Source organism: Halococcus dombrowskii, from assembly GCF_022870485.1.
Taxonomy (GTDB): Archaea; Halobacteriota; Halobacteria; order Halobacteriales; family Halococcaceae; genus Halococcus; species Halococcus morrhuae.
This window is the reverse complement of the sequence record NZ_CP095005.1, coordinates 81325-105336: the sequence shown is the minus strand read 5'-3', so window position 1 is coordinate 105336 and position 24012 is coordinate 81325. Positions and strand designations below refer to the sequence as shown.

Here is a 24012-nt window from a genome sequence, read left to right as displayed (position 1 = left end):
CTCCACGTCATCCTCGCTGATCGCGACGAAGATCGAGAAAGACACATGGCGATCTGTCCCGCACGGACTGCCCACACAATTAAGTGTAATTAGCTAACAATACCTCTCATGGTTGCAGTGAACCTCCGCGAAGGCGTCCGGTATGGTGCCTATTTGCTTGGCTACTTCATCGTACTGTTCCTGATCGGCGGCATCATCATCGAGATCGGTGTCGAGCTATTCCTCACGGACAGTTTGTTTCTCACTATCATCGGCGCGATCGTTGGTGCCATCGGCGGGTTGGTGATCTACGCCGGTCTGCTCGGGTTTGGATACAAAATAATCGCCGATGCCGTAGAGCAGGGCATTCGAAGCTCTCAACGCCCGACCGAAGAAGCCACCGGCCCATCGAGAAGTCAGCAGATAGTGGATGTCATCACGAACAACCCCGATGATCAAGACGTGCCACCGGAGCAGTAGCGACTGACGGTCGACACCGCCGCTCAGTTTGCAGTAGTTGCGGTCTCGATCGCCATCTCCAGATCCGCGATGATCCGGGCCGGCTCCTCGATACCGACCGAGAGACGCACGAGATCATCGGCGACGCCGGAGGCGTCCCGTTCGGCATCAGTGAGCTGTTGGTGTGTGGTGCTGGCCGGATGGAGGATCAGCGTCTTCGCGTCGCCGACGTTGGCGAGCATACTCGCGAGCTCCGTCGATTCGACGGTCGTTCGCGCAGCCTCGTATCCACCCGCCACGCCGAAGGTGATCATCCCGCCATAGCCACCGTCCAGATACTCGCTCGCCGTTTGATGCGTCGGGTGATCGGCAAGTCCCGGGTAGTTGACCCACGAGACGTCGTCGTGATCCTGTAGCCACTCCGCGACAGCCAGTGCGTTCTCGCTGTGGCGTTCCATCCGCAGTGGCAGCGTCTCGATCCCCTGTAACGTCTGCCACGCGTCGAACGGGGCCTGCTGATTGCCCAGATCGCGCATTCCACGGGCGATCGCAGCGTAGGTGAACGCCTCCTCACCGAACGTCTCCACGAAATTGACGCCGTGGTAGGCAGGGTTGTCTTGCGCGAGTTCGGGGTATTTCTCGGCGTGCTCGGCCCACGGGAACGTCCCACCGTCGACGACGACACCGCCGACGGTCGTCCCCGAGCCGTGGAGCCACTTCGTCGTCGAGTTCCACACGAGATCGGCACCGTGTTCGATCGGGCGACAGAGCGCAGGCGTCGCGAACGTGTTGTCCACGAGCAGCGGGACGCCGTGATCGTGGGCGATATCCGCCACGCGCTGGATGTCCGGCGTATCGAGCGCGGGATTGCCGATCGTCTCGAAATGGACGTAGGCGGTATCCTCGTCGATCGCGTCGGCATATGCTTCGTAATCGAGTGGATCGACGAACCGGGTGGTTATCCCCCGCCGTTCGACCGAATGGGTGAAGTAGGTGTACGTACCGCCGTACAGCGACGAGGCGGTGACGATGTTGTCGCCCGCGGCCGCGAGCAGGAAGGTGGTGAGATCGAGTGCGGCCATCCCGGAGGCGGTAACGGCGGCCCCGACACCGTTTTCGAGCGTCGCAAGGCGGTCCTGCAGCGTTTCGAGCGTCGGATTCATCAACCGGGAGTAGATGTAGCCCGGCTCTTCGAGCGAGAACTGTGCAGCGGCATCTTCGGCGTCGTCGAAGACGTAGGAGCTGGTCTGGTAGATCGGTGGTGCGCGGGAACCAGTTGCGGGGTCGGGTTCCTGACCGGCATGGACCGAGTCCGTCGCAAGGGAGCGGTCGTCTGTATTATCGCTCATACACGTCTCAACCAAGACAACCGCCATGATGGTGTGTTTGGAGGCCAACGTTGCCGATGGCGATGACGGCATATCGTGACTCTCCCCACACGACTAGTGCGCAGAGCTACCGAAGAGCACAGCAATAGCGATCTCTCGGAACTGAATCCGACGACAAGCGCAGCGCCGCTCGGAATCCGTGAGAAAGCGAGATAGCGGGAGGTGGATTTGAACCACCGATCTGCGGGATATGAACCCGCCGGAATGTCTGGCTATCCCATCCCGCTACCTGATCCACTCTTCGAGGCGGGGTAAAGATTCCGACCACGATGCACCCACCGATCGAAAATGATGGCTCTCGCTCGCAATCGGCGAACGGTTATCACGCTCTGTCCCCTTACACATGATATGGGCGATATGTTTCGGGAGCTCGGGCGGCGGGTCGAGCAGTTCAAGCAGGACGTGGACACCGCTGCGGCGGAGAACGCGGACTACCGGTGTAGCGAGTGTGGCGCGCAGTTCGCTGTGCACCACGATCGCTGTCCGGACTGCGGTGCAGCGGAGCTCGTTCCGACGAACACTGACGAAGATGTCGCATAATTCCCGTCTCGCTACCTTCCGTTGGCGTGACTACCTCCTCTCGTTCCACCAGTAGTCAGAACGCTCGCTTCCGCCCACGTTCACCGATCACTGTCGAGGTTTCCCGTCGATCACATCTCACGTCCGCTCGCGCGGAGACGAGCGTACCACACCGTGCCCGGCCCCGCACAGAACCGCAGAAGCCCTCACTCGCTTCGCTTACGGCTCACTGCGTTCGCCGTTCGCGTGGCGGCGCGTCACTCCGTTCGCGCCGCCCGCCGCTCGTTCGCCCTTCATCCGCCAGGTCCGCCCCGCACCGCCGACCAGCACCGTCTCGCCGGCACGAACGGTTTCGCCCAGCTCGACGGCGAGATCCGCACGGTCGATTTCGGGTGGAAAGCGCACGTCCACGCGGCTTCCGAAACTGATGTGGCCGATGCGCTCGCCGCGCTCGATCCGTGTGCCGGGTTCGACGGCCGGATGGATGCGCCGGGCGAACGCGCCGGCAATCTGGATGACCGAGAACGCACCGCAGTCGATTTCGACTTTCTCGTTTCTATCTGAATCCTTCGAGAAGGCCGGTCGGTTCGCTCCCGGCGAGTGCGTCACCGCCTCGACGGTGCCGGCCAGCGGCGCGCGATTGACGTGGACGTCCGTGACGCCCATGTAGATCCCGACGCGCAGGCGCTCGCCCTCGCGGCGCACGACCGACACGCGACCGTCGGCCGGCGCGACGATCCCCCTCTCCGGTGTTTCGCGCTCGGGATCGCGATGGAAGACGAGCGCGAGCAGTCCCGCCACGACCGCCACGGCACCCGCGACCGGCGACAGCAGCGCCGCCACCGGCGCGAGGGCGAACGCGGGCGTGGCGTATCGCCACGCATGGGGCGCGAGTCGCACGCTCACCGCTATTCCCATCCCGTAGGTGTGTCTTCCGATATGCCCCGACCATCGGGTTTATTCGACCGGCTCCAGTAGGCACGCCGAATGGAGCGCCGTCACGCTCGCTACCCGTTTCTCGACGATGCGCGCCGTGCCGTCGGGAACGCGGAGTTCGACCTCCAGTCGCTCGCCGCCGACGAGCGGGTGCGCGAGCGCGCGAGCGAACGGGTCGAACGCGCGCTCGACGACGGCACCGTCGGCGAACCCAGTCGAGCCACGCGCGTCGAACTGCTCTCCTACCCGCTCGCGCGCGTGCTCGTCTCGCTCGTCGACGAGCACATCCTCACGCGCAAATACGCCCGTGCCGAGGCCGCGACGGCCCACGACCGCCTCGCCGACGCCGAGAACCGCCGCGAGCTGAAAAGCGCCCGTACTGAACGGCTGACGAGCGAGGAGCTCCTCGCGGAGTTCGATCTCGCCACGGACGTCCACGCCACCAGTGACGGCTACCGGGTCGCCGTCGGGGCCTACCTCCCGCTCGCGGCCGACATGCGCGGTGAGGAGTGGCGACTCGTCAACCGTGCGCTCTCGGATGGGGCGGTGTCCATCTCGGCGACCGATCTCGACGAGCTCCTCCGGAAGGCGATCGAGCGGCGCGTCGCCGAGGGGCTGCCGCTTTCCGTTCCGGACGGGATCGCCGACGCGCTCGAATCGACCGTCGCGGAGATCCGGGAACGCCTCGCCGAACTCGATCTCACGCGCGAGATCGACACCGTCGTACCTGACCGGTTCCCGCCCTGCATGAAGGCGCTGCTCGATTCGGTCCAGAAGGGTGAGCATCTCCCTCATCACTCCCGGTTCGCCATCACCTCCTTTCTCACGTCGATCGGGATGAGCACCGACGAGATCATCGACCTCTACATGGTGAACCCGGGCTTCGGCGAGGACATCACCAGATACCAGACCGACCATATCCGCGGCGAGACCAGCCCGACGGAATACTCGCCGCCGTCGTGTGCGACGATGCAGTCCTACGGCGACTGCGTCAACATGGACGATCGCTGCGAGACGATCTCGCATCCGATGGCGTACTACGAACAGGCCCTCGACGACGCTGACGAAGAACTCTCTGACTGGCGCGACGACGAAGTCGATGCTGACGACGAAGCTGAAGCGGACGCCTGATCACTGGCCGGCGAGCCAGTAGCCCGCCGCGCTCATCACCACGACGAAGAAGACGATCGAGCCGATGAGCGCGAGCGGTCCCACACCGGAGAGATTCGGGTAGAGGAGACCCACGGCCACGATAGCGACGAGAAACAGCACAACGGCTGCGATGGAGACCGCGGCTTCGACGAACGTCTCCCGTTCCATACCAGTTCCTTCGCCGGCCGCGAGAAAAGCGCTTCGAAGCCCGCACGGCCGTGTGCATCACTCCCTTCGACCGCCTCCAACGACTCTTCGAGCGAGCATCTCCGATACGAACGGATGAAAACGAAGCGACACCGGAGGATGGACCGTTTCGACAGCGCGATGAAGGATAAAAGATAAACCGTCCTGTGGCGACTCCTTCCTATGAACGGCGGTTTCTAGTCCCGATGCAATCCTCGATTTCATCATGAGTGTCCCCACCGACGAACCGACCGCCCCGCCCGCCTCCCGCCTCGCCAGAGCGCTTGCCGTGCTCGGCGCGCTCGTCGCGACGCTCGCGGTCGGCGTGGCGGTCGGCCCGCTGGCGGCCCTCATGATCGTCGCCGTCGGCGGTGCCCTCTTGCTCGCCTCGACGACGGCGGCCTTCGCACTCGGGCAGGTCGTCCTCGTCGCGCTCGTCCCGCCCGGCGGTGCGTTCGCGATACTCGTGATCGCCGAGATCGGCCTTCTCGGTGTGCTTTGTAGCCCTGCCGTCGATCATCACGATCCGGGACGGCTGCTCGTCGCGTCGCTGCTGGCCGGGCTCGCGGTCGGGGCGATCGGCTGGCTCACCCTCCGATCGAGCCAGGCGGTCTGGCCCGCCGCGGGCGCGCTCGTCGTTGCTACCGCCTTCCTCGCCTACGGAATCCACCGCTATGAACGCGTGACGCTTGGGTTGGTGGAGACCGCATGAGCGAGAGCGAACCACGGGATCGAGCCACCGACGCGGACGAGGAGGTGACCGACGCGGAATCGATCGAACCGGACGAGGAAGGATCGACCGAGAGCGCCGAACTCGCCGCGCAGGTCGACGTGCTCCGCGAGGAAAACCAGCGCCTCCGCGAGGAGTACGCCCGGGCGCGCCGGACGCAGTACCGGCGGACGGCGCTCGCGCTGGCCGCGGTCGGTCTGCTCGCGACGCTCGGCGGCGTGGCCCTGCCCGACTCTCGAACCGTGCTCTTCGCGCTCGGCGGCACCGGCCTGTTCGCGGCCGCGTTGACCCGCTATCTCACCCCAGAACAGTTCATCTCGGCGTCGGTCGGCGAGGGGATCTACGGCTCGCTCGCGGCGACCGAGGCGGCGCTCGTGGCAGAGCTCGGGCTCCAGGATGAGCGGCTCTATCTCCCCGGACCCGACACGCCGAACGGCGTCTCGATCCGTCTGTTCGTCCCCCAGCAATCGGAGTACGATCTTCCTTCTCCGTCGGCGCTCGATTCGGTGTTCGTCGTCGCCGACGACGAGGCCGAGCGTGGCGTTGCCCTCCATCCGAGCGGTGGCCCGCTGTTCGCCGAGTTCCGGCGCACGCTGTCGGGTTCGCTCGCCGACGAACCGGGCGCGCTCGCCGCACAGCTCGCCGACGGGCTCGTCGAACAGTTCGAACTGGCACGAAGCGCAACGCCCGACTACGACGAAGCGGGGCAGGTCACGATCGCCATCGACGGCAGCGCCTACGGCGCGATCGACCGGATCGACCATCCTGTGGCCTCGTTTCTCGGCGTCGGGTTCGCAGCCGGGTTGGAGCAAGCGGTAGCCGTCGAAACGACGGCGGCCGACGGCGACCGTGCCGACTTCCTCGTGACGTGTTCGTGGGACGACCCCACCTAACGGTCGTCTGGCGAGCCACCGTCGTGGACCGCCGTCTGCGTCGCCGGGGTCTGATCGCCACCCGGCGGCTCGACGCCGCTCTCGATCTCCGCCAGCACGTCCGCGGCCGAGACGTCGCCGAGTGATGCGTCGGTGCTCAACACCAGGCGGTGAACGAGCACCGGTTCGAGCAGCGCCTTCACGTCGTCAGGGATGACGTAGTCGCGACCGTGGATGGCCGCACGGGCTTTCGCCGCGTCGAGGAAGGCGAGCGCGGCCCGCGGCGACGCGCCGTACTCGACGTTCGGGTTCTCGCGGGTCGCCGCCACGATGTCGAGGACGTACTCCTTCACGGAATCGTCGACGTACACCTCGGTGACGGTCGCGCGTGCGTCGAGCAGCTCGTCGGCGGTGGCGACCCGCTCGATCGATCCCGGATCGAGGTCGGGATCGTCGTCGAACCGATCGAGCAGTCGCCGACCTTCGTCGCGGTCGGGCAGGTCGGCCGTGAGCTTGAGCTGGAAGCGATCGCGCTGGGCCTCCGGCAGCTCGAAGGTGCCTTCCATCTCGATTGGGTTCTGGGTCGCGACGAGCATGAACGGCTCCGGCAGCGAGAGCGTCTCGCCGCCGATCGTGACCTGTCGCTCCTGCATCGCCTCCAGCAGCGCGCTCTGGGTTTTCGGCGTCGCCCGGTTGATCTCGTCGGCGATCACCAGGTTCGCGAACACCGGCCCGCGCTGGAGCTCGAACTCGCCGGTCGGCTCGCGGTAGACGTGCGTGCCGGTGACGTCCGCGGGCAGCACGTCGGGGGTCATCTGCACGCGGGTGTGTTCGAGCCCGCTCGCGCGGGCGAACAGTCGTGCGAGCGTCGTCTTCGCCACTCCGGGAACGCCTTCGAGCAGCACGTGCCCCCGAGTCAGCGCCGCGATCGTCAGCCCCTCGACCAGCTCCTCCTTGCCGATGAGCACCGCGTCGATCTCCGCGCTCAGCGTCTCGTAGAGCTCTTCGGGGGCAGTCATCGTCCGTTACTCATCCCGACGGGCCATAATCCCTTGTATGACGCGCTCGGTCCGCTCGTCGTCCCAGTCGGGGTGGCGCTCGCGAACGAACGCCGCCAGCGCCTCGGGTCGTGCGGTCAGCGACGACTCCTCGGCGCGGCCGACGCGATCGGTGAGCCGCCCGACGATGCCGGGACGGCGCATGAACAGCGCGATGGCACCGATCCCGAGCGCTCCGAGCAGGATCTGGAGCAGGGGGGCGTCCCTGACGACCAACAGCGCGACCGACAGCGGCGGCAGGCCGCCCGCATGCGAGTAATCCAGCAGCACCCGCTCGTGAGCACCGAACACCGACCGGACGAACGCCTGATTGCCCGAGCGCTCGACCATCGCGTTGATGAACAAGCTCGGATCGCCGACGACGAGCACGCGTCCGTCGCCGACCGCCTCGCTCGTCGCGACCGGTTTCGTCCCGATATCTTCACCGTCGCCGAGCTCGCCGTCGCGGTCGGCGTCGACGTACGCCACGTCCGACGTGCTCGCGAGCGCCGTCGCGCCGTTCGGGCTGACGGGCGAGCCATGATTGAGTGTGAGCCCGTCGACGCCGGTCATCAGTGTGGCGTTCGAGACGTTACGGGCGATCGGCAGCGCCGTCGACTGATGGTTATACTGCTCGTCGCGCAGCAGCTGGCCGGTCACGCGCGCTTGTGCGCCGACCGCCTCCAGGAGGGGGTTCGTGTGCTGACCGAAATCCTCGGCCACCAACAGCGTGCCGCCGTTGCGGACGAACGAGCGGAGCCGATCGGTCTCGCGCGGGCCGTACCCGCTCTCGGGCGAGAGGACGACCGCGACCGTTCCCTCGGGCGAACTGTTCGCGTATCGGTCCGTATTTCGGACGATCTCGCTGTCGGCACCCACAGCCTGTGCCTGTTCGCGGAGCTCGGAGGCCCCGTCCCACGCATCGTTGTACGAGCCGAAGGCCACACTCGACGTGCTCGCCGCGAGCACGAGGCCGACGACCGTGACGACCGTCAGCGCCACGAGCACGAGCTGTGGATAGCCGACGTCGAGACGGTCTCGCAGCCCCATTCAGAGCACCCCCTCCGGCAGGATCGCGAGCACCCGACGGACGACGATGTAGGCGAAGCCGGCCAACCCAACCAGGACGATCCAGCGCAGCCGCGAGCGCCATTCGGGCGTCACCGAGAACGGCGCGGTGAGCTCGACGACGATCAGGAAGCCGATGAGCGAGACGACGAAAAATAGTTCTAGTGAGAGCGCTCCGAGAACTGATAACCCGACGACGGCCGCGAGCATCCAGGCCGTCTGCGCGTAGATGAACCGTTGCCGTCGACGGGTCGCCATACGCTCTCGATGTGTGCCCACCACTAAAAACGCGCAGGTCTCCCCGCGTCGCTGTGGCGATCTCGCTTGCCCGCCTGCCACCCGTTTCGACAGTCCTACTGGGCGCTCGCCGGACGGCTGCGCTGGCTCCCGCTCGCGAGCACGGCATCCAGTCGGTCGTGCGGGCCGACTTCGAACGCGGAGACGCGCCTGAGTCGGGCGAGATCGCGCCGGAACGACTCGAACCGTCGGTAGCGCTCGTAGGCGTCCTCGAGATCGGCGAGCCCGCCCGGCTCGAATAGCGCCGTCGGCGTGAGGAAGACGAGCACGTGTCCGTCACCGCGCCGCGCGAGCTTGACCGTCTCGCGAAGCTCGGCACGGTTGCTGTCGTCGGTGAAGATCACCGTCCAGATCGTCCCGGAAAGTTCGGAGCGGCTCGTCCGTGCGGTCTCGAACAGCGGGTCGCCCGCGATGCGCTCGACGTACGTCGCCGTCGATTCGAGATACGGCGCGAGCGTTTGCTCGAAGTCGCTCCGACCGGTGAGCGCGCGGGCGGTGTGGCGCAGCGTGGTGGGCCCGTCGCGGTCGTCGGCGCTCCCGGCGGTCGGATCGAGCGCGCGGAGTCGGCGTTTGACGTCGTCGTAGCGGCCGGCCGTCGGCGGGCGGCGATCGGTGATGCCGTCGTCGCCGACGGCGTAGTAGCCGAGCGGCTCGTCGAACCCGGCGACGCTGTCGACGAACGTCAGCGCGACCTCCCGCGCGTAGTCGAGTTTCGTCTCGCCGGTCGGTCCGTCGCCCATCGTCGCGCGGTGATCGACGAGAAACGCCGTCGTTCGGTTGGTCTCGACCTCGTACTCGCGGACGTGGGGCTCGTTCAGCCGTGCCGTCGCGTTCCAGTCGATGCGGTCGGCCGTGTCGCCCGGGACATACTCGCGGAGCTCGCCCGGATCGAGTCCGGTGTCCTGACGGCCGCTCTTGCGCCGCCCGTACGCCGCCATGAGCTGTTCGCCACCTTCGCCGACGTGGACGTTTCGCGGGCCTTCCGGCTCGACGACGATCGACGGCGTCGGCCCGCGCGACAGCTGCTCGACGAACAGCCCGTCGGCATCTTCGAGCGTGAGCGTCGGCTGGGGCAGGTCGTAGGAGCCGGCGACCGCCCAGTGAGCCGTCACCGTCGTGTCAGCCCGTTCGTCGCCGGGTGCGATGGCGAGCGTGCGTCCCCTGGCGTCCGTCCCCGTCGCGCTGACCGGCAGGCCGATCTCGATTTCAGTTCTCAGGGGAGCGGGCCGGGCGAGCGACGCCGCGAGCGTGACCGGCGTCTCGGTGCCCGCCACCATTCGCTCCTGGGCGGGGAACTGCTCGATGGTCATCGTGTCGGCCGTCTCCGACAGCGCCCGGACGAACAGATACTGGCGGCCGAGCAGCCACGCGCCGAGGCTCGCCGCACCGACCAACAGGGGCGGGCGAGCGAACGCGACCGCGAGGACGGCGAGCAACAGCCCCGTCCCGGCGATCGCCCAGTAGCGGCGCGTGACCTGCATGCCACGAGGACGATCGGCCAGGTAGTTGAACCTACCCCATCGCCATCGTGAGCTTCCGACGAGTCGGAGGCGTTCGGGAATCCGAGTGACTTCGTGCGATGTGGAACGGCTGGAATTTTATCCAACTATGTTGTGACTGTTATGCGAGTTCTTCGACGAACACAACCTTCTGGAGGCCAAAGAGAAATTCCAGCGTATTCATAAGACAATCTCTGACAAGCCCGAGAGGACGATCAAGTACGAGAACGCGCCGCACCCTTACTGACGATAGCTGCCGCAGGCCTGCTTGTGGAAACCACCTGCATTCGGTTCTATTGCCTCAACCACGCAACGGTATCGAGATCTGTAGCCATCACGAGAGATGTTGCCAGATCGTGGTCGGATCAGTATCGTTCAGGTCGGCGTTCGTCTGCATCTTCCGGAGTTCAGTGATACAGCGCTTGGCGACCAACGGATAGATGTCGGCGGGTGTGAACGAAACGTCGAGTTCCATCAGTTCCGGCCAGTCTTCGGCCCAGATGTCCTCAACCACGCGGAGGTAGAGATCGTCATTCAGATGCAGGCCGAACTCACGACCCTCCTCGACGACCATCGTCCGCACCTGTTTCCGGATCCGTGCCGGCGTACAGTACGTCGCCACCACGTATTCGGCTCCCGATTCCGCATCTTCGGGTGTTGGCCGAACTGTTCGCGGTTCAATTCCCGAAACTCCTCGCGGACCAGCTTCGCGCGACGCGCCGAGGCATCGCTTCGCACCACAACTCCTTCGACCTGTATATCCGCAGCCAGCGACGAAGGTGGAAACGTGTATGCCTCCGGAGCGAACCCATCATCGAGATGGTCGAGAACCGTTGCCGGAACGAACGACGAGGCGGTCGGCGCAGTATCGATTCGAATGTGCTCGAATATCTCCCAGGCAGTATCGATACCGAGAAAGCCCTCGAAGGTCTCCTCGTAGGGGTTGCCCGGTGGCGTCATCGTCTCGATTGCCGCGTACGGGAGGACATCGAAGCCAACCAACGCAGGCAGGTCGCGGTCGGTGTATCCGTAATCGAGCGTCGAGTAGACAAGATTCTCTGCGTACACGATCAGTGGGCCGTCGTACTCGTCATGAATTGTGCGAAGGGCAGCGATATCGACGCCCTCACGGAGGCAACGGACGGCACGGTGCAACGCACCATCGATGTCATCTAGCGAATCGCGGTGATTGCCTCGGATAGTCTTGCGAGTCCCGAAGACGAAATTCTCGTCACCATCTGCGGCATTAGCGACTTGCTCGGGATAGTGCTCCGTGTATCGCTGGTCGTACAGCGTGAATCGGAACGCGCTTCCATCGAACTTCTCGATGAGGGTCAGGTCGCTGGCGTCGAACAACTCCGCCGAGACAACCGGATGGTCGTAGCGCGGGATCTTTGGGTACACCTTCATGGTTCGGTTATATCTCGATAAGCCGCCGCTGTCACATGATTGTTCGCTTAGCTAAGGACAGATGATATCAACTGTAAGTCCCGTACACCGTCGAGATACAAGACCGAAACTCCCGCTCTTGCGGGGTATATTACGTATTAGTCTTTCGACAGTAGCAACTGAGATGCCTTTTTGTTCCTCTGGGAACATATGTCTACATATGGCAACACGAACCGAGACTGCGCTCCGGCCATCGAGCGTCGGTTGCCCTGACAGTTCATACGCGGTGGCTGCTGGTCTCTACGTTGCCGTCGTTGTTGCACCAATGGTTGTTCTGGGTCTCTCAGGCATCACATCGAGCGTCGCCGTTCTCTATCTCAGCTTGCTTGGGGCAATTGCGGGCATTGCAGCCATCGCTGGATGGGGCGTCTCGCGCACCTGCGGACTTGCGGTCAGCATCGGTCGAACGGTCCTCGCTTGGTTTCTCCCGATCGTCCCCTTCGCATGGTTTGTCGGTGTCTTCGGTGCATCCGTTGTCGGATGGGAACTACCGGACGTAGCGTTCCCTCTTACCGTCATCGGCACGGGTGGAGGTGCATTTCTCGGGATCATCTTGCTGGGAATGAGCCGGAGCCGATACACGAAGGCCGTTCTGAGTGAAACAGTCGAGCTTGCACAATGGGAAGCACGTTTGCCTCAACGCTGGCGGTACGTCGCTATCGCTGGCATGGTAGCTACTGGTATTCTTGGAATCAGCGGCCTCATTGCCGAATTCGCGTTCGGCATCGATTGGGCGGGCTGGCTTTATTGGCTCATCTTCTTCTGGTCACTCTTTGCGGGTGTGGAGAATCCTCGAACGTTTCGAGTAACCGACGCCGGACTCGCTGTCGGACGTCCACTCCAGCACCGATTCAAGCCGTGGGCGGCACTCACAGGGTATACCGCGACTGACGATGCGCTTGTTCTTCAAACGACCGCGTGGTGGCGACCAGCATATCGATCCGATCGCGACGACATCGAGAACTTGGATACCGTGGTTGCCTCGCTTGAGAGCGTATTCGACGCCCATCGATGATACGAGAGTCAATAGCGGAGTGTACGCACGCTTTTCTCTGATGACACGCCCGATAACATCCTTTTCCTCAATAGGACGTGTCGGCCGTGTTTAATCGCATGACGGAAGTGGAATTTCCTGTTTTGCGGCCTCCTTAATGTTGTACACCGCACACATCAACGCGATCTCACGAAATTCTCGATACCATGTCCGCGCTCGCAGGGCGACGCCCAGCGAGCGCTTGACCGAGGAGAAGACGGTTTCTGACATGGAGCGCTGGTGGTAGAGATCGTCGTCAATTCGGGCGTTGTGGGCGTGATCGTAGGGCTTGTTGATGCAGTGCTTGATCAACGGTCGGAGGTCAAGATCCTCACGGAGGTACTCACGCAGCCACGTGCAGTCGTAGCCTTTGTCAGCAGTGAGGATCTGCAACTCGTCCGCCTGCCGGCGGGCGAGTTGCTTGCAGATGTCGGCGTCACTTCCCTCTCTGGTGGTCGTACAGTGCAAATCGAGGATGATGTTTGTTTCTGTATCGACGAGTTTCGTGGCTTTGAGGTCCTGTACTTCGTATTTTGTCTTGTTGCAGTACGAGCGGCTCGCAGGCGAGCGCTCGAAGAACGTAGCGTCGATCGCTCCGATCGGCCCAGTGTTATGAAACTGCGCAGACTGCTGGAGAAGTGTCCGACAGACCGCCATCTCAATTCTATCGAAAGCGAGACATAACGTCGAGGGATGCGGGAGATCGGTCGGTTCAAGGCCGATCTCCCGCGATATTCGTGGCATTTCCGTCAACACATCGATCGTCATCCGGTAGGTCGTATCGAGGTAAATCCGGAGACAGTGGATGGATATCATCGCTGCATCGGTGAACCCGCCGCCACCTTCCGGGGCGGCGGGTTCGTCCCAATCATCGGCAACCCTTTTGACGGCGAAGACAACACGTTCGGTGAAGCGGAAGATTTGCGTTGACATACTTCGCCGTCTTCCGCTTCAACTCCGTCACTCTGGCGACCTGATCCGACGTTGTCTAGCGATTAAACACGGCCGACGTGTCCGATGGTGTCATAGAACTATTCTTGCAGATTTCATTCCAACATCAATTTCCAACGAATCGTATGATGGGTAGCTCTGGGCCCAGATGTATTTTTGCGAGAGGGATTGACTGATTGAAATGGGTATAGTATGAAACGTCTCTACAACTGTATTGATGAGTGGCTGCGGGACCTCTCTCGTAGACGGTATGCGGCCTTCGTAGGAACGTCAGCCGGTATTGGGGTTCTTATCGTCGAGTTGTCATTGAATGCCAATTTCCCCATCATTTCGGCGCTTACGGTGGGTCTCGTCATATTCAGTCTGGAGTGCGCGTTTGGGCTCCTCCAGGCGACCGAAGGGTAACTGAGTGCCGTTCTCTGTTAGTTTTCTTGGTTCCGATGGTGTGACAACCGTTCTATGACACCCCTGCGTGTCCCGTTTCCTTGTGGTGGACAATGATTGTGACTGGGCTGACATTGTCGATCTGTCCCAAATTACAGCAGTAGGGAGATAGTTAGACCAGTAAGGGAGAGGATAAACCCTCCGACGGCACTGAAAAATTGCCAGTTGGGACTAGTCGGCCCAGCGGGATTATCTGCGAATGTTAAATCGTATGCTGAGCTAAGGACCATTCCAATGCCAGCAACTGCGAACAAAACCATCAGCAGTGACGAGCCTCCCCGTAGTGCTGAAGCCGATACGACTACAAAAATAAGCCCAACACCCAATAGCGAAAGGAGATAGATACGCTGGTAGTTCACAGCTGGATCGATACACCTCTTAATCAAATCTCTTGGGTTGCTCTACGACTACTGTGCTACACTGCAGCCCTTCATGGTCCCTTCGAGCCGGGCTGGGAGGATACACGTGAATCAGTCTTGTCGAAAGGAGAGTGTCTATGGAGAGGGCTGATCAGGACCAGCTGATCTGGTCACGACATTGTGAGGGAGACGAGACACGATCTCATCGAAAGCAGTACCCTCCTTCTTCGTGAAGAAACGATACCACTCGTTATCGACGCGGATTTCGAGGACATCGAGAGTCCCTCGTTCCATTCGGTAGAACATCCAAAACCCGAACCAGCAGAGGACGGCTGAGAGGTACGCTCCACCAGCAATAGGGTTGAATGCACCTGCCAGCAGGTATGGAACGGACATAAACACGAACACGAGTCCAAATCCGGCGAACGCGTAGCCGATCCGTTTGAATCCGGTTTGAGACTTATCAGTGTCCCTCCTGATTTCCGAGATTTCATCGATTGAGATCGTCTCAACTGATGTCTCCTCATGCTCAGCGTTGATGTGGCGAATCTCTTGGTCGGTGCAGGTGATCCTTTGATTGGTGCTCTCGTCGGTGTAGTCGTCAAGATGGACGTCAGATAGTTCGTACACGTTCCACCAGCCTCATTGGCGGACTACAAACCACCGAGGCTCTTAATTCTACACTCTCCATGCACCCAGTCGCCCTGCTGCGCGGTGCCCGAGATGATGACCAAATACGAGAACCCACCTTGACCTGTTGACGATAGCTGATAGGAACTACGCGCGGTCGCTTGCCGTCGCAGCGATCGCCGTTCGGACGAGCGGACGACGAAAGCAAGTCCTTTAGGTAGCCTTGGTGAAATCCGGGCGTATGTCTGACGGGACGCTTCGGTTGCTGCTGCCGCGCCCCCTCCGTCGGTTCCCCGCCGATCTCGCGGCGATCGTTCTGCTCGTGCTCGCGACGGGGGTCGCCACGCTCGCGCCGGTCGTCAGCGAGACGCCGCTCCGGGTCGTGCTCGGGCTGGTGTTCGCGCTGTTCGCGCCCGGCTACGCGTTCATCGCCGCGCTGTTCCCCGAACGCGGTCCCCGTGTCGAGGATACAGCGGCGACCGACGGCGAGGAGAGCGAGCGCTCGGCGGCGACCCTCGACGAATCCGTTCAGGAGGCCGACGACCGTTCCGGGCTGACCGAACGTGCCGATCCCCGCCGTGCGGGCAGCATCGACGGGATCGAGCGGGTGGCGCTGTCCTTTGGGCTCAGCATCGCGATCACGCCGCTGATCGGGCTTCTGTTGAACTTCACGCCCTTCGGCATCCGGCTCGTCCCGATCGTGCTCTCGATCGGCGGGTTCACGCTGGCTGCCACTGTGATTGCCGCGCTGCGTCGCCAGGCACTTCCCACCAACGAACGATTCCGCGTTCCGTACCGTTCCTGGATAGGATCGGCGCGGGCGGAGCTGTTCGCTCCCGAGACACGCCTCGATGCCGTGTTGAACGTCGTGTTGGTCGTGAGCCTGCTGCTCGCGATCAGCAGCGTCGGCTACGCCGTGCTGGTCCCCAAATCCGGCGAGAGCTTCAGCGAGTTCTACCTGCTCACCGAGAACGAATCCGGCGCGCTCGTCGCCGACGACTACCCACAGAACTTCACCGTCGGCCAGAGCCAGCCGCTCACCGTCGGGATCGGCAACCACGAACACGAGCAGGTCGACTACTCGGTCGTCGCCCAGCTCCAGCGCGTCTCCGTGCAGAACAACTCGACGACCGTTCGCGAGCGCCGGGAGTTGGATCGGTTCAGCCGGACGATCCCCGCGAACGGGTCGGCCAACTGGACCCACGACGTGACGCCGACGCTGACCGGCGATCGCCTCCGGCTCACCTATCTGCTCTATCGCGGCTCGCCGCCGGAAACCCCAACCACCGGGAACGCCTACCGGGAGACGCATCTGTGGGTGAACGTCTCGTCGCGGTCGGATTCGTAGCGTATCGTCGCCTCAAAGACGTCCGTCATCCATCCGATCGGACCTCGAACGAGCCACAGCTCGATTCAACGAAACCCTCAAGGCGCTTTCTGGTAAGGAGGGGTATGCACGAGACCGGTCGCCGGACCTCACGGCGAACATATCTGAAGCGGCTCGGTGCCGTCACTGCGGTCGCCAGTACTGCTGGCTGTGTCGGCGGGCTCGGTGGCGGTGGCTCCGGTTCCATGACGATCATTCCGGGAACGGCTCCCGGGTTCCCACCGTTCGAGACGAAACAGGGCGGCGAGATCGTCGGCTTCGATATCGATCTCCTCTCGGCGGTGGTCTCGAACACCGACTACGAGCTCGAAAGCTGGAAGGACTTCGAGTTCAGCTCGCTCACCCCGGCCCTCAAAAACGACAAGATCGACGTGATCGCGGCCGCGATGACGATCAACGAGAAACGTGATGAGTCGATCGACTTCACGAACCCCTACTACAGCGCGGATCAGGCGGTCCTCGTTCGGCAGGGAGCCAGCTCGCCGCCGTCGAACTTCGCCGGGCTTGCGGGACGGACCGTCGGCGTGCAGGAGGGGACGACGGGCGCGAGCGTCGTCGAGAAACAGCTCGTCAAACCGGGGAAGATCGCCCAATCGAAGTTCAACACCTACGGCAACTACGTGCTCGCCGTCGAGGATCTGGTCAACCGCAACCTCGACGCCGTGGTGCTCGACACCCCGGTCGCCCGGACGTTCGTCGACCGGCGAGCGGTGACGATCGCGGCGACCTACGAAACCGGCGAGAAATACGGCTTCGGCGTGCGGACCGACGCCGACGACCTCACGAAGGCGCTGAACGACGGGCTCGAACAGGTCAGAAACGGCGGCAAGTACGAGGAGATCCGTGACGAGTGGTTCGCCGGCAACGGAACTGGCGGCAACGCGAGCGCCGGCAACGGAACTGGCGGCAACGCGAGCGCTGGGGCCACGAGCAACGAATCCACGACGTCCTCCAGCTGAGATGCTCCCCGGAACCGGTGTCGTCGGCGCTGTCACGGTCGGCAGTCTCGAACTCTCGATATGGACGATCGCACAGCTCGGTAGCGACACCTGTGGGAGCCTCCCGCCGGACGTGGCGTTCATCTGTGAGAACGTGGGCTATCTCGCCGGCGGACTGGTGTTGACGATCGCCCTCACGATCGCGAGCCTGCTGGTCGGGCTGGTGGCGGGGTTTCCGGCGGGCGCGATCGAGGTGTACGGCGGCCGCTATGCATCCCTCGCCGTCGAGGTCGTCGGCACGGTGTTTCGGGGCACGCCGATCGTGGTGATCCTGATCTTCGCGTATTTCGTCGTCCCGATCACCGACTGGTTCCCGATCCAGCGGCTGCTGCCCGTCGGCGGCGCGTTCGTCGCCGCGGTCGTCGGGCTCGGGCTGCGAAGCGCTGCCTACCAGTCACAGCTGTTTCGCGGCACTCTCCAGAGCGTCGACGAGGGCCAGATGGAGGCCGCACGCGCCGTCGGACTCTCGAAACTCGGTGCGATCCGCCACGTGATCGTCCCCCAGGCGCTCCGGCGGTCGGTGCCCGGGTTCCAAAACGAGTTCACGATCGTGCTGAAGGACACGAGCGTCGCGATCGCGATCGGCCTCGCCGAACTGTTCACCCGGAGTCAGGATCTGTTCGTCCAGCGGACGACCGCGGTGACGGAGGTCATCCTCCTCATCAGCGCCGTCTACTTCGTCATGACGTTCGGAACGAATCGCGCTCTCGAATATCTCAACGACTACTACGCGATCCCCGGTGAGTCGACGTGACCGTGCGGCCCGATCGATCGTCGCGATCGCTTCATCAGAGCATCCATGAGTGACCACGAACCACTGTTGGCAGTCGAATCGGTCTCGAAACGCTACGGCGACGAACGAGTCCTCAACGACGTGAGCTTCACGATGGACCGTGGCGACGTCACGGTGATGATGGGGCCGAGCGGCAGCGGGAAATCCACGCTGTTGCGGTGTGTCAACCGACTCACCGACGTCGACAGCGGTGAGATCAGGCTCGGCGATCACCGAGTGACCGATCCCGGCATCGACGTCGACGCGCTCCGGCGGGACGTCGGGATGGTGTTTCAGGACATCAACCTCTTCACCCATCTCACGGCGCTGAAAAACGTCACGCTGGGACTGCGGGAGGTGCGCGGGTTCTCGAAGGACGATGCCCGCGAGGCGGCGACCGAACAGCTCGAACGCGTCGGACTCGGCGACCAGCTCGACTCCTATCCGGGCGAGCTCTCTGGCGGACAGAAACAGCGCGTCGGGATCGCCCGCGCGCTCGCGATGGAGCCCGACCTCCTGCTCTTCGACGAGCCAACGAGCGCGCTCGATCCCGAACTCGTCGGCGAGGTCACGGCCGTGATGGCTGACCTCGCTGCCGGCGGGATGACGATGCTCGTCGTCACCCACGAGAAGGGGTTCGCCCGCGAGGCCGCGACCGATGCCCTCTTTCTCGATGCGGGATCGATCGCCGAACGCGGCCCGCCCGCACAGCTGTTCGAGAACCCCGAAAACGAACGCACCGCCGAGTTCCTCGATCGCGTCAGCACGGTCTCGGGTGAGCCATGAGCGAGACCGGAGCCACGCGGACGACGGCCGACACCGGCAGGGTCGTCTCGGGCTCGCTCGGCCGCTGGCTCACGATCGCCGGCGGCGTGCTGTTCTGGGGCTGGCTCCTCGCTCGCTGGCTGAACAACTGGCTCCTCCCGGCCGGCGTCGGCGTCCCGCCGGGCGAGTCGTTTCTCGATCCCGCAGCGGTCGCCCCGATCTCCGATTCGCTCGCGTTCGCGGTGGAGTATCTGCCGCAGCTCGCCGACGCCGCGTGGCTGACCGTGGTGTTGACCGTCGTGAGCATCGCGCTCGGGTTCGTGCTCGCGGTGCCGGTCAGCGTCGCGCGCGTCTACGGCACCTATTCGAGCACCGTCTCGCTCGCGTTCACCGAGCTCATTCGAGGGACGCCGCTGCTCGCCCAGCTGTTCGTGCTCTACTACGCGTTGAACCTCTCGACGCTGTTTCGCGGTCTCCCCGACGGAGGCGTGCTCCCCTCGGCGGTGGTGTACGTCGCGATCATCGGTTTCACGATCAACAGCGTCGCCTATCAGGCCGAGTATATCCGGTCGGCGCTGCTGTCGGTCGATCGCGAGCAGCTGACCGCGGCCCGCGCGATCGGACTCTCGCAGCGCCAGGGCATCCGCCACGTCGTCTTGCCACAGGCGCTGCGATTTGCCATCCCCGGCTGGTCGAACGAACTGGTCTATCTCATCAAATACTCCTCGCTGGCGGCGTTCATCACCGTCCCCGAACTGTTCAACGTCGCCCGCTCGATCGCCGCCGACAACTTCGCGTACACCGGGATCTTCGCCCTGGTCGCCGTGCTGTATCTCGGGCTCGTGATCTCGGCGTCGAAGCTGATGGCCGGCGTCGAGCGGCGGGTCGCGATCCCCGGTCTCGGCAGCACGACGAGCCAGTAGCGCGACGACCGTCGATCCGCTGTATCGGAGCAGCGATCGAGTCGAGTCGAACGGCGTTCGCCGCGGCGTCGGCGATGCCATCCCGTGCGCGTTCGCTCCCTTGAGAATCGATCGAGCCGTTCGCAAATCTTGCTCGATCACACCGATCGAGGGACAAAGCATTCATCCCCCTACATCGAAGCCCGATTTACGCATGCACTACCGCTCCCTGCTCGTCGGCCTGGTGGTCGTCTCGATGCTGTTCGCCGGCTGTAGTTTCCTCTCGCAAGGGCCGGGCGAATCCACGACCACGGTATCGACGATGAACGGCACGGTCACACCGGCGGACGCGACTACGGCGGCTACGGAGACCGCGACGACCACTAACGGGACGGCGTCACCGACCGCCTCAGCAGCGGCAACGGCGACTGAGACCGCGACGGCCTCCCCGACGCCGACAGCCACCTCAACCCCGACGCCGACAGCAACCTCAACCCCGACGCCAACAGCTACCCCGACACCGACGGCAACAGCTACCCCAACACCGACGGCAACGCCAACGGCGACACCGACCCCGACCGAAACGGCAACTCCAACGCCGACCGAAACGGCGACACCAACGCCGACGCCCACGGCGACTCCAACCGAGACGCCGACACCGACGGAGTCGGAGTCGTCAGGTGAGAACTGGCGTAACGTGACGATCGTCGCGGCCGGTTCGGGCGAATCCTACTACCGGATGTACGCCGGCAGTGGCCCCGGTATCGAACTGGGCAGTGAAGCCGACACCGAAGCGTCGGTCGCCTACGAAGACCGCGTGATTCTCGACGATCCGTACTACGCGGAAGGGTTCGTCGGCGATGGTGGCGTCGATAGCTACCGGTACTGGCCGACCGTCGAGGGCAGTCCATCACTTGACTTCGTCAACGACGGCGACGTGACGCTGAAGGTGTATCTCGATGGTGAACTGTACAAAACCGTCCAGCCGGGCGAGGGGACGGGCGACGAGCGTATCGACCCCGACGCACCGCCGGAGGGCGAGCATCTCATCAGAGTCGAAGCGGTCGGCGGTGGGCAGTCCGAGTACACCCTCGCGGCGGGGGCTGCCGGTACGGAGCGGTTCTACTACGAGACCAAGGCCAACCCCGGCACCACGGCTGACAATCCCGATTACACGGGCTACGTGTCGGGGGCGTACGGGTTCGTCGGCGATGGCGGCATCGATTCGTATTCGACAAACGGTGACCTTTCGAGCGTCAGCAACGACGGCTCGGCAACGCTGAAGATCTACCAGGACGGCGAACTCTGGGCGACCGTCGAACCGGGGGAGACGATCGAGCAATCGAACGAGTGACCGACCAGTAGAGGCGCGTTCGCTATCGCGAGCGTTGCGAGCGCGACACCCGCTTGAAGGCACCGCGGAGATCGACTCGCCACAGCCGCGCCAGTGCAGGCACGCCGATCGCGATGCCCGCTGCGAGACCGGCGAGGAAGACTAGTTCGTCCATACACGCCGTTCCGTCGTTGTCACTAAAGAACTGTGCCATGGAGAGTGAAAGTGGAATCGTCCGCCGGGAGCCCGACGTGGTGGCCGTGGATCGATATCCGACCGCGTTCCTCGGCGATAACGACACGTATTCACCGGTCGGGGACGTGCGATCGATAGAGCCACTACTGCAGCGACATTCCCATGAGAGATTTTTACAAGAAGCTGATGAAGATGAGTCTCGAGGACGCACAGGAGATCGCCCGCGACTACGAAAGCGACGCGGTCGACGAGATGGCGATGCAGCTGTATCAGACGCGTGTCCAACACTGGCAGATGCGATCGATGGAGAACCAGCAGCTGGACTTCCCGGACGATCCGTCGACGATGTACGACTGACCCAAGTGTCAGCGGTTGGATCGCGACGCTCGTCTCGCTGTTCGGTTCACCCGCTCCCGGCGGCTTGTGCACCTGCCACGTCGGTGGGATCTTCGAGTTCGCCCATCACTTCCTCGAAGGCGTCGGTCGCGGTGAGCAAGCCGACGATCTCCCCGTCGTCCTCGACCAGTGCGAGCTCCTGATTTTCGTCTTGGAACCGATCGATCGCGTCGCTGACTTCCTCGTCGGCCGGCAGCGTCATCGGTGGCGCGGCGAGCTCTTCGATGGCGAGATCACCGTCCCTGAGTTCACTGAACCGTGTCGTGATGGCCGGGAGATAGACCATCCCACGGAACTCGTCGAGCGTGTCGCCGACAAGCGGATAGCGTGAGTACGCAGTCGCCTCGATGGTGGCGAGGTTCTCGGCGGGCGTATCCTCTGTCGAGAGGGTGGCGATCTCCTCACGAGGCACCATGATCCCCTGGACCGGCACGTCGCCGGCGACGAGTGCGCCCATCACTTCGCTGCGTTGCTCGGCGTCGATATCGCTGCCGTCGAGCACCGTTTCGAGCCGTTTGTACAGATCGGCCCGACTGTCGACGTCCTCGTCGCCGGAGTCGAGCCACGCACCGGTCATCTCGACGCCGACCAGCTTGAGCGTCCCTTTGGCGAACAGATCGCCGATGCGGAGCAACGGCCAGATGAGCCACGTGAACCAGTACAGCGGCGTCGCGCCGTACCGACAGACCTGCCTGGAACGTTCGACGCCGAGATAGGTCGGTGCCTGTTCGCCGTGAGTGAGATGCAGGAGGTTGATGATGAGAAAGCCGAGGATCGCCCCCGCCCCGACCGACGCGAGCACCGTACCACCGAACAGTGGCTCGAAGAGCGCGGCGAGGGCCGGCTCGGCGACGATCCCCACCGCGATCGAGGAGGCGGTGATACCGATCTGACAGCCCGTGAGGTAGATCTCGAGGTTCTGGGTCATCGCCCAGGCGCGTTCGAGCCCGGGCCCGACGAACTCGGCTTCGGTGTACTGTTGGGCACGCGTCAGTGCGAACTCGACGGTGACGAAAAAGCCGTTCGCGAGGATCAACACGAGCCCCGCGAGCAGCCGGATGGTGATCTCGGACGTATTCACGTCGACTCACCTGCCGTGTCGGTGTTGACTGCGCTGTTGTGGCCCTGTGAGCGCTCGTCGATGTCGATCGGATCTTCGAGTTCGCCCATGACCTCCTCGAAGGCGTCGGTCGCGGTGAGCAAGCCGACGATCGCCCCGTCGTCTTCGATGAGTGCGAGCTCCTGGGCCTCGTCCTGAAAGCGATCGATCGCGTCGCTGACCTCCTCGTCGGCCGGCAGCGTCATCGGTGGTGCGGCGATCGCCTCGATCGAGCGACGCCCGCTTTCGAAGGCTGCGAAATCGGCCGTGAGTTCGGCGAGATAGACGATACCGCGCACGTCCCCATCGGTCGCGCCAACGAGCGGGAAGCGGAGATGCGGGTTGGCCTCGATGATGGCGAGGTTCTCGGCGGGCGTGTTCTCGGTCGAGAGGGCAGCGATCTCCTCGCGGGGAACCATGATGTTGCGCACCGGCAGTTCGGTGACGGCGAGTGCGTTCATCACTTCGGCGGAGCGTTCGGTCGGGAGATCGCCCGCATCGAGGACCGAGCCGAGATGGCGATGTAGATCCGCACGCCCCTCGATCACGTCGGCTTCGGAGTCGAGCCATGCACCGGTCATCTCGACGCCGAACAGCCGCAGCGTCCACTTTGCCACCGCGTCACCGAGATCGAGGATCGGTCGGATCACGCGCGTGAACCAGTACAGCGGTGTCGCGCCGTACCGACAGATCTGTCTGGAGCGTTCGACCCCGAGATAGGTCGGGGTCTGCTCGCCGTAGACGACGTGGACGAGGTTGACGATCACGAACGCAAGCAGTGTGCCCGCTCCGATCGTGGCGAGAATGGTTCCGCCGAACAGTGGCTCGAAGATCGCGGCGAGGGCTGGCTCGGCGACGATCCCAAGCGAGATGCTGGCGGCGGTGATCCCGACCTGACAGCCCGTGAGATAGATCTCGAGCTCTTCGGTCATCGCCCAGGCGCGTTCGAGACCGGTGACCCCGGGTTCCACGAACTCCGATTTTGGATACTGGCGAGCGCGCGTTAGCGCGAACTCGATGGCGACGAAAAAGCCATTGACCAGTATGAGGACTGCACCGACGGCTAGTCGCAGGAGTATTTCGGGTGGTTGCATCGGTGCTACCCGCGGCGCTACGGGATTCAGCGGGAAAAAAGGTCAGTTTTCTGTCCGTCGGTGCTTTAGTGGTTGCTGCTGAT

At 63.5% G+C, this 24012-nt stretch carries 25 protein-coding genes, 1 tRNA gene and 2 pseudogenes; 14 read left to right on the top strand and 14 right to left on the bottom strand.

Annotated elements, in window-relative coordinates:
- Positions 1 to 108 precede the first annotated feature (108 nt).
- Positions 109 to 459, top strand: a complete 351-nt coding sequence (locus tag MUK72_RS00555) for a hypothetical protein (RefSeq protein WP_004051048.1) — start codon at positions 109 to 111, stop codon at positions 457 to 459.
- A 23-nt stretch (positions 460 to 482) separates the two neighbouring features.
- Here MUK72_RS00555 and MUK72_RS00550 read toward each other — a convergent pair whose 3' ends face one another.
- Positions 483 to 1787: an O-acetylhomoserine aminocarboxypropyltransferase/cysteine synthase family protein gene (locus MUK72_RS00550; RefSeq protein ID WP_244702647.1), complete on the bottom strand. Its 1305-nt coding sequence runs from the start codon at positions 1785 to 1787 to the stop codon at positions 483 to 485.
- Between the two features lie 192 nt (positions 1788 to 1979).
- A tRNA-Met gene (locus MUK72_RS00545) sits at positions 1980 to 2053 on the bottom strand.
- A 121-nt stretch (positions 2054 to 2174) separates the two neighbouring features.
- On the opposite strand from MUK72_RS00545, the gene MUK72_RS00540 reads away from it, so the two are divergent.
- Positions 2175 to 2366: a hypothetical protein gene (locus tag MUK72_RS00540; RefSeq protein WP_004051046.1), complete on the top strand. Its 192-nt coding sequence runs from the start codon at positions 2175 to 2177 to the stop codon at positions 2364 to 2366.
- Between the two features lie 198 nt (positions 2367 to 2564).
- Here the strand turns inward: MUK72_RS00540 and MUK72_RS00535 are convergent, their stop codons facing one another.
- Positions 2565 to 3245, bottom strand: a complete 681-nt coding sequence (locus MUK72_RS00535; protein WP_244705357.1) for a protein sorting system archaetidylserine decarboxylase — start codon at positions 3243 to 3245, stop codon at positions 2565 to 2567.
- A gap of 87 nt (positions 3246 to 3332) precedes the next feature.
- On the opposite strand from MUK72_RS00535, the gene priL reads away from it, so the two are divergent.
- Positions 3333 to 4412: a DNA primase regulatory subunit PriL gene (gene priL / locus MUK72_RS00530; RefSeq protein ID WP_244702645.1), complete on the top strand. Its 1080-nt coding sequence runs from the start codon at positions 3333 to 3335 to the stop codon at positions 4410 to 4412.
- On the opposite strand, the gene MUK72_RS00525 is transcribed toward priL, so the two are convergent.
- Positions 4413 to 4601 carry a DUF7472 family protein gene (locus MUK72_RS00525; RefSeq protein WP_004051043.1) on the bottom strand — a complete coding sequence of 63 codons (189 nt, stop codon included), beginning with the start codon at positions 4599 to 4601 and terminating at the stop codon, positions 4413 to 4415.
- A gap of 244 nt (positions 4602 to 4845) precedes the next feature.
- Here MUK72_RS00525 and MUK72_RS00520 point away from each other — a divergent pair, with 244 nt between their 5' ends.
- The gene (locus MUK72_RS00520) at positions 4846 to 5331 is read left to right on the top strand and encodes a DUF8163 family membrane protein (protein ID WP_244702643.1); all 486 of its coding nucleotides are present in this window, start codon (positions 4846 to 4848) and stop codon (positions 5329 to 5331) included.
- Complete coding sequence (locus tag MUK72_RS00515; protein ID WP_244702642.1) at positions 5328 to 6242, top strand: DUF7982 domain-containing protein; 915 nt, start codon at positions 5328 to 5330, stop codon at positions 6240 to 6242. The genes MUK72_RS00520 and MUK72_RS00515 overlap by 4 nt, the downstream gene beginning before the upstream one ends.
- Here MUK72_RS00515 and MUK72_RS00510 read toward each other — a convergent pair.
- The 4 genes from MUK72_RS00510 to MUK72_RS00495 form a co-directional block, all read right to left on the bottom strand.
- Complete coding sequence (locus MUK72_RS00510; protein ID WP_244702640.1) at positions 6239 to 7240, bottom strand: AAA family ATPase; 1002 nt, start codon at positions 7238 to 7240, stop codon at positions 6239 to 6241. The genes MUK72_RS00515 and MUK72_RS00510 overlap by 4 nt on opposite strands.
- Positions 7241 to 7246: 6 nt before the next feature.
- Positions 7247 to 8308 carry a DUF4350 domain-containing protein gene (locus MUK72_RS00505; RefSeq protein WP_244702638.1) on the bottom strand — a complete coding sequence of 354 codons (1062 nt, stop codon included), beginning with the start codon at positions 8306 to 8308 and terminating at the stop codon, positions 7247 to 7249.
- Positions 8309 to 8584, bottom strand: a complete 276-nt coding sequence (locus MUK72_RS00500) for a DUF8044 family membrane protein (protein WP_244702636.1) — start codon at positions 8582 to 8584, stop codon at positions 8309 to 8311.
- A gap of 95 nt (positions 8585 to 8679) precedes the next feature.
- Positions 8680 to 10104, bottom strand: a complete 1425-nt coding sequence (locus tag MUK72_RS00495; protein ID WP_244702634.1) for a DUF58 domain-containing protein — start codon at positions 10102 to 10104, stop codon at positions 8680 to 8682.
- A 148-nt stretch (positions 10105 to 10252) separates the two neighbouring features.
- Here MUK72_RS00495 and MUK72_RS00490 point away from each other — a divergent pair.
- Positions 10253 to 10369 (top strand): annotated as a pseudogene (locus MUK72_RS00490) (PadR family transcriptional regulator); the annotation flags it as partial.
- Between the two features lie 87 nt (positions 10370 to 10456).
- Here MUK72_RS00490 and MUK72_RS00480 read toward each other — a convergent pair.
- Positions 10457 to 11532: pseudogene (locus MUK72_RS00480) on the bottom strand (hypothetical protein).
- A 199-nt stretch (positions 11533 to 11731) separates the two neighbouring features.
- Here MUK72_RS00480 and MUK72_RS00475 point away from each other — a divergent pair.
- A complete protein-coding gene (locus MUK72_RS00475) occupies positions 11732 to 12586 on the top strand; it encodes a hypothetical protein (protein WP_244702628.1) in 855 nt (284 codons plus the stop codon).
- Between the two features lie 90 nt (positions 12587 to 12676).
- Here the strand turns inward: MUK72_RS00475 and MUK72_RS00470 are convergent, their stop codons facing one another.
- Together MUK72_RS00470 and MUK72_RS00465 are read right to left on the bottom strand one after the other, a co-directional pair.
- Positions 12677 to 13537: an IS5 family transposase gene (locus tag MUK72_RS00470; protein WP_244702087.1), complete on the bottom strand. Its 861-nt coding sequence runs from the start codon at positions 13535 to 13537 to the stop codon at positions 12677 to 12679.
- 956 nt (positions 13538 to 14493) lie between these two features.
- A complete protein-coding gene (locus tag MUK72_RS00465; RefSeq protein ID WP_244702626.1) occupies positions 14494 to 14988 on the bottom strand; it encodes a hypothetical protein in 495 nt (164 codons plus the stop codon).
- Between the two features lie 241 nt (positions 14989 to 15229).
- Here MUK72_RS00465 and MUK72_RS00460 point away from each other — a divergent pair, with 241 nt between their 5' ends.
- The 6 genes from MUK72_RS00460 to MUK72_RS00435 all read left to right on the top strand — a co-directional run bounded on the left by MUK72_RS00460 (position 15230) and on the right by MUK72_RS00435 (position 21166).
- Complete coding sequence (locus MUK72_RS00460; RefSeq protein WP_244702623.1) at positions 15230 to 16336, top strand: DUF1616 domain-containing protein; 1107 nt, start codon at positions 15230 to 15232, stop codon at positions 16334 to 16336.
- 104 nt (positions 16337 to 16440) lie between these two features.
- On the top strand, positions 16441 to 17334 hold the full coding sequence (locus MUK72_RS00455) for a transporter substrate-binding domain-containing protein (RefSeq protein ID WP_244702621.1): 894 nt from the start codon (positions 16441 to 16443) through the stop codon (positions 17332 to 17334).
- A gap of 1 nt (position 17335) precedes the next feature.
- Positions 17336 to 18127, top strand: coding sequence for an amino acid ABC transporter permease (locus MUK72_RS00450; protein WP_244702611.1), 792 nt, complete (start codon positions 17336 to 17338; stop codon positions 18125 to 18127).
- Positions 18128 to 18172: 45 nt separating this feature from the next.
- A complete protein-coding gene (locus MUK72_RS00445; protein ID WP_244702608.1) occupies positions 18173 to 18931 on the top strand; it encodes an amino acid ABC transporter ATP-binding protein in 759 nt (252 codons plus the stop codon).
- Positions 18928 to 19833: an amino acid ABC transporter permease gene (locus MUK72_RS00440; protein ID WP_004053517.1), complete on the top strand. Its 906-nt coding sequence runs from the start codon at positions 18928 to 18930 to the stop codon at positions 19831 to 19833. Before MUK72_RS00445 ends, MUK72_RS00440 begins: the two co-directional genes overlap by 4 nt.
- Positions 19834 to 20026: 193 nt before the next feature.
- Positions 20027 to 21166, top strand: coding sequence for an integrin (locus MUK72_RS00435; protein ID WP_244702605.1), 1140 nt, complete (start codon positions 20027 to 20029; stop codon positions 21164 to 21166).
- 22 nt (positions 21167 to 21188) lie between these two features.
- Here the strand turns inward: MUK72_RS00435 and MUK72_RS20155 are convergent, their stop codons facing one another.
- Entirely contained in the window at positions 21189 to 21320 is a 132-nt protein-coding gene (locus MUK72_RS20155; RefSeq protein ID WP_275039128.1) for a hypothetical protein, read from the bottom strand.
- 212 nt (positions 21321 to 21532) lie between these two features.
- Here MUK72_RS20155 and MUK72_RS00430 point away from each other — a divergent pair, with 212 nt between their 5' ends.
- A complete protein-coding gene (locus MUK72_RS00430) occupies positions 21533 to 21697 on the top strand; it encodes a hypothetical protein (protein ID WP_239640546.1) in 165 nt (54 codons plus the stop codon).
- A 46-nt stretch (positions 21698 to 21743) separates the two neighbouring features.
- Here the strand turns inward: MUK72_RS00430 and MUK72_RS00425 are convergent, their stop codons facing one another.
- Together MUK72_RS00425 and MUK72_RS00420 are read right to left on the bottom strand one after the other, a co-directional pair.
- Positions 21744 to 22817 (bottom strand): CNNM domain-containing protein, encoded by a 1074-nt coding sequence (locus MUK72_RS00425; RefSeq protein WP_244702603.1) that lies wholly within the window; start codon positions 22815 to 22817, stop codon positions 21744 to 21746.
- Positions 22814 to 23929, bottom strand: a complete 1116-nt coding sequence (locus tag MUK72_RS00420) for a CNNM domain-containing protein (RefSeq protein ID WP_244702600.1) — start codon at positions 23927 to 23929, stop codon at positions 22814 to 22816. Before MUK72_RS00420 ends, MUK72_RS00425 begins: the two co-directional genes overlap by 4 nt.
- Positions 23930 to 24012: the final 83 nt, after the last annotated feature.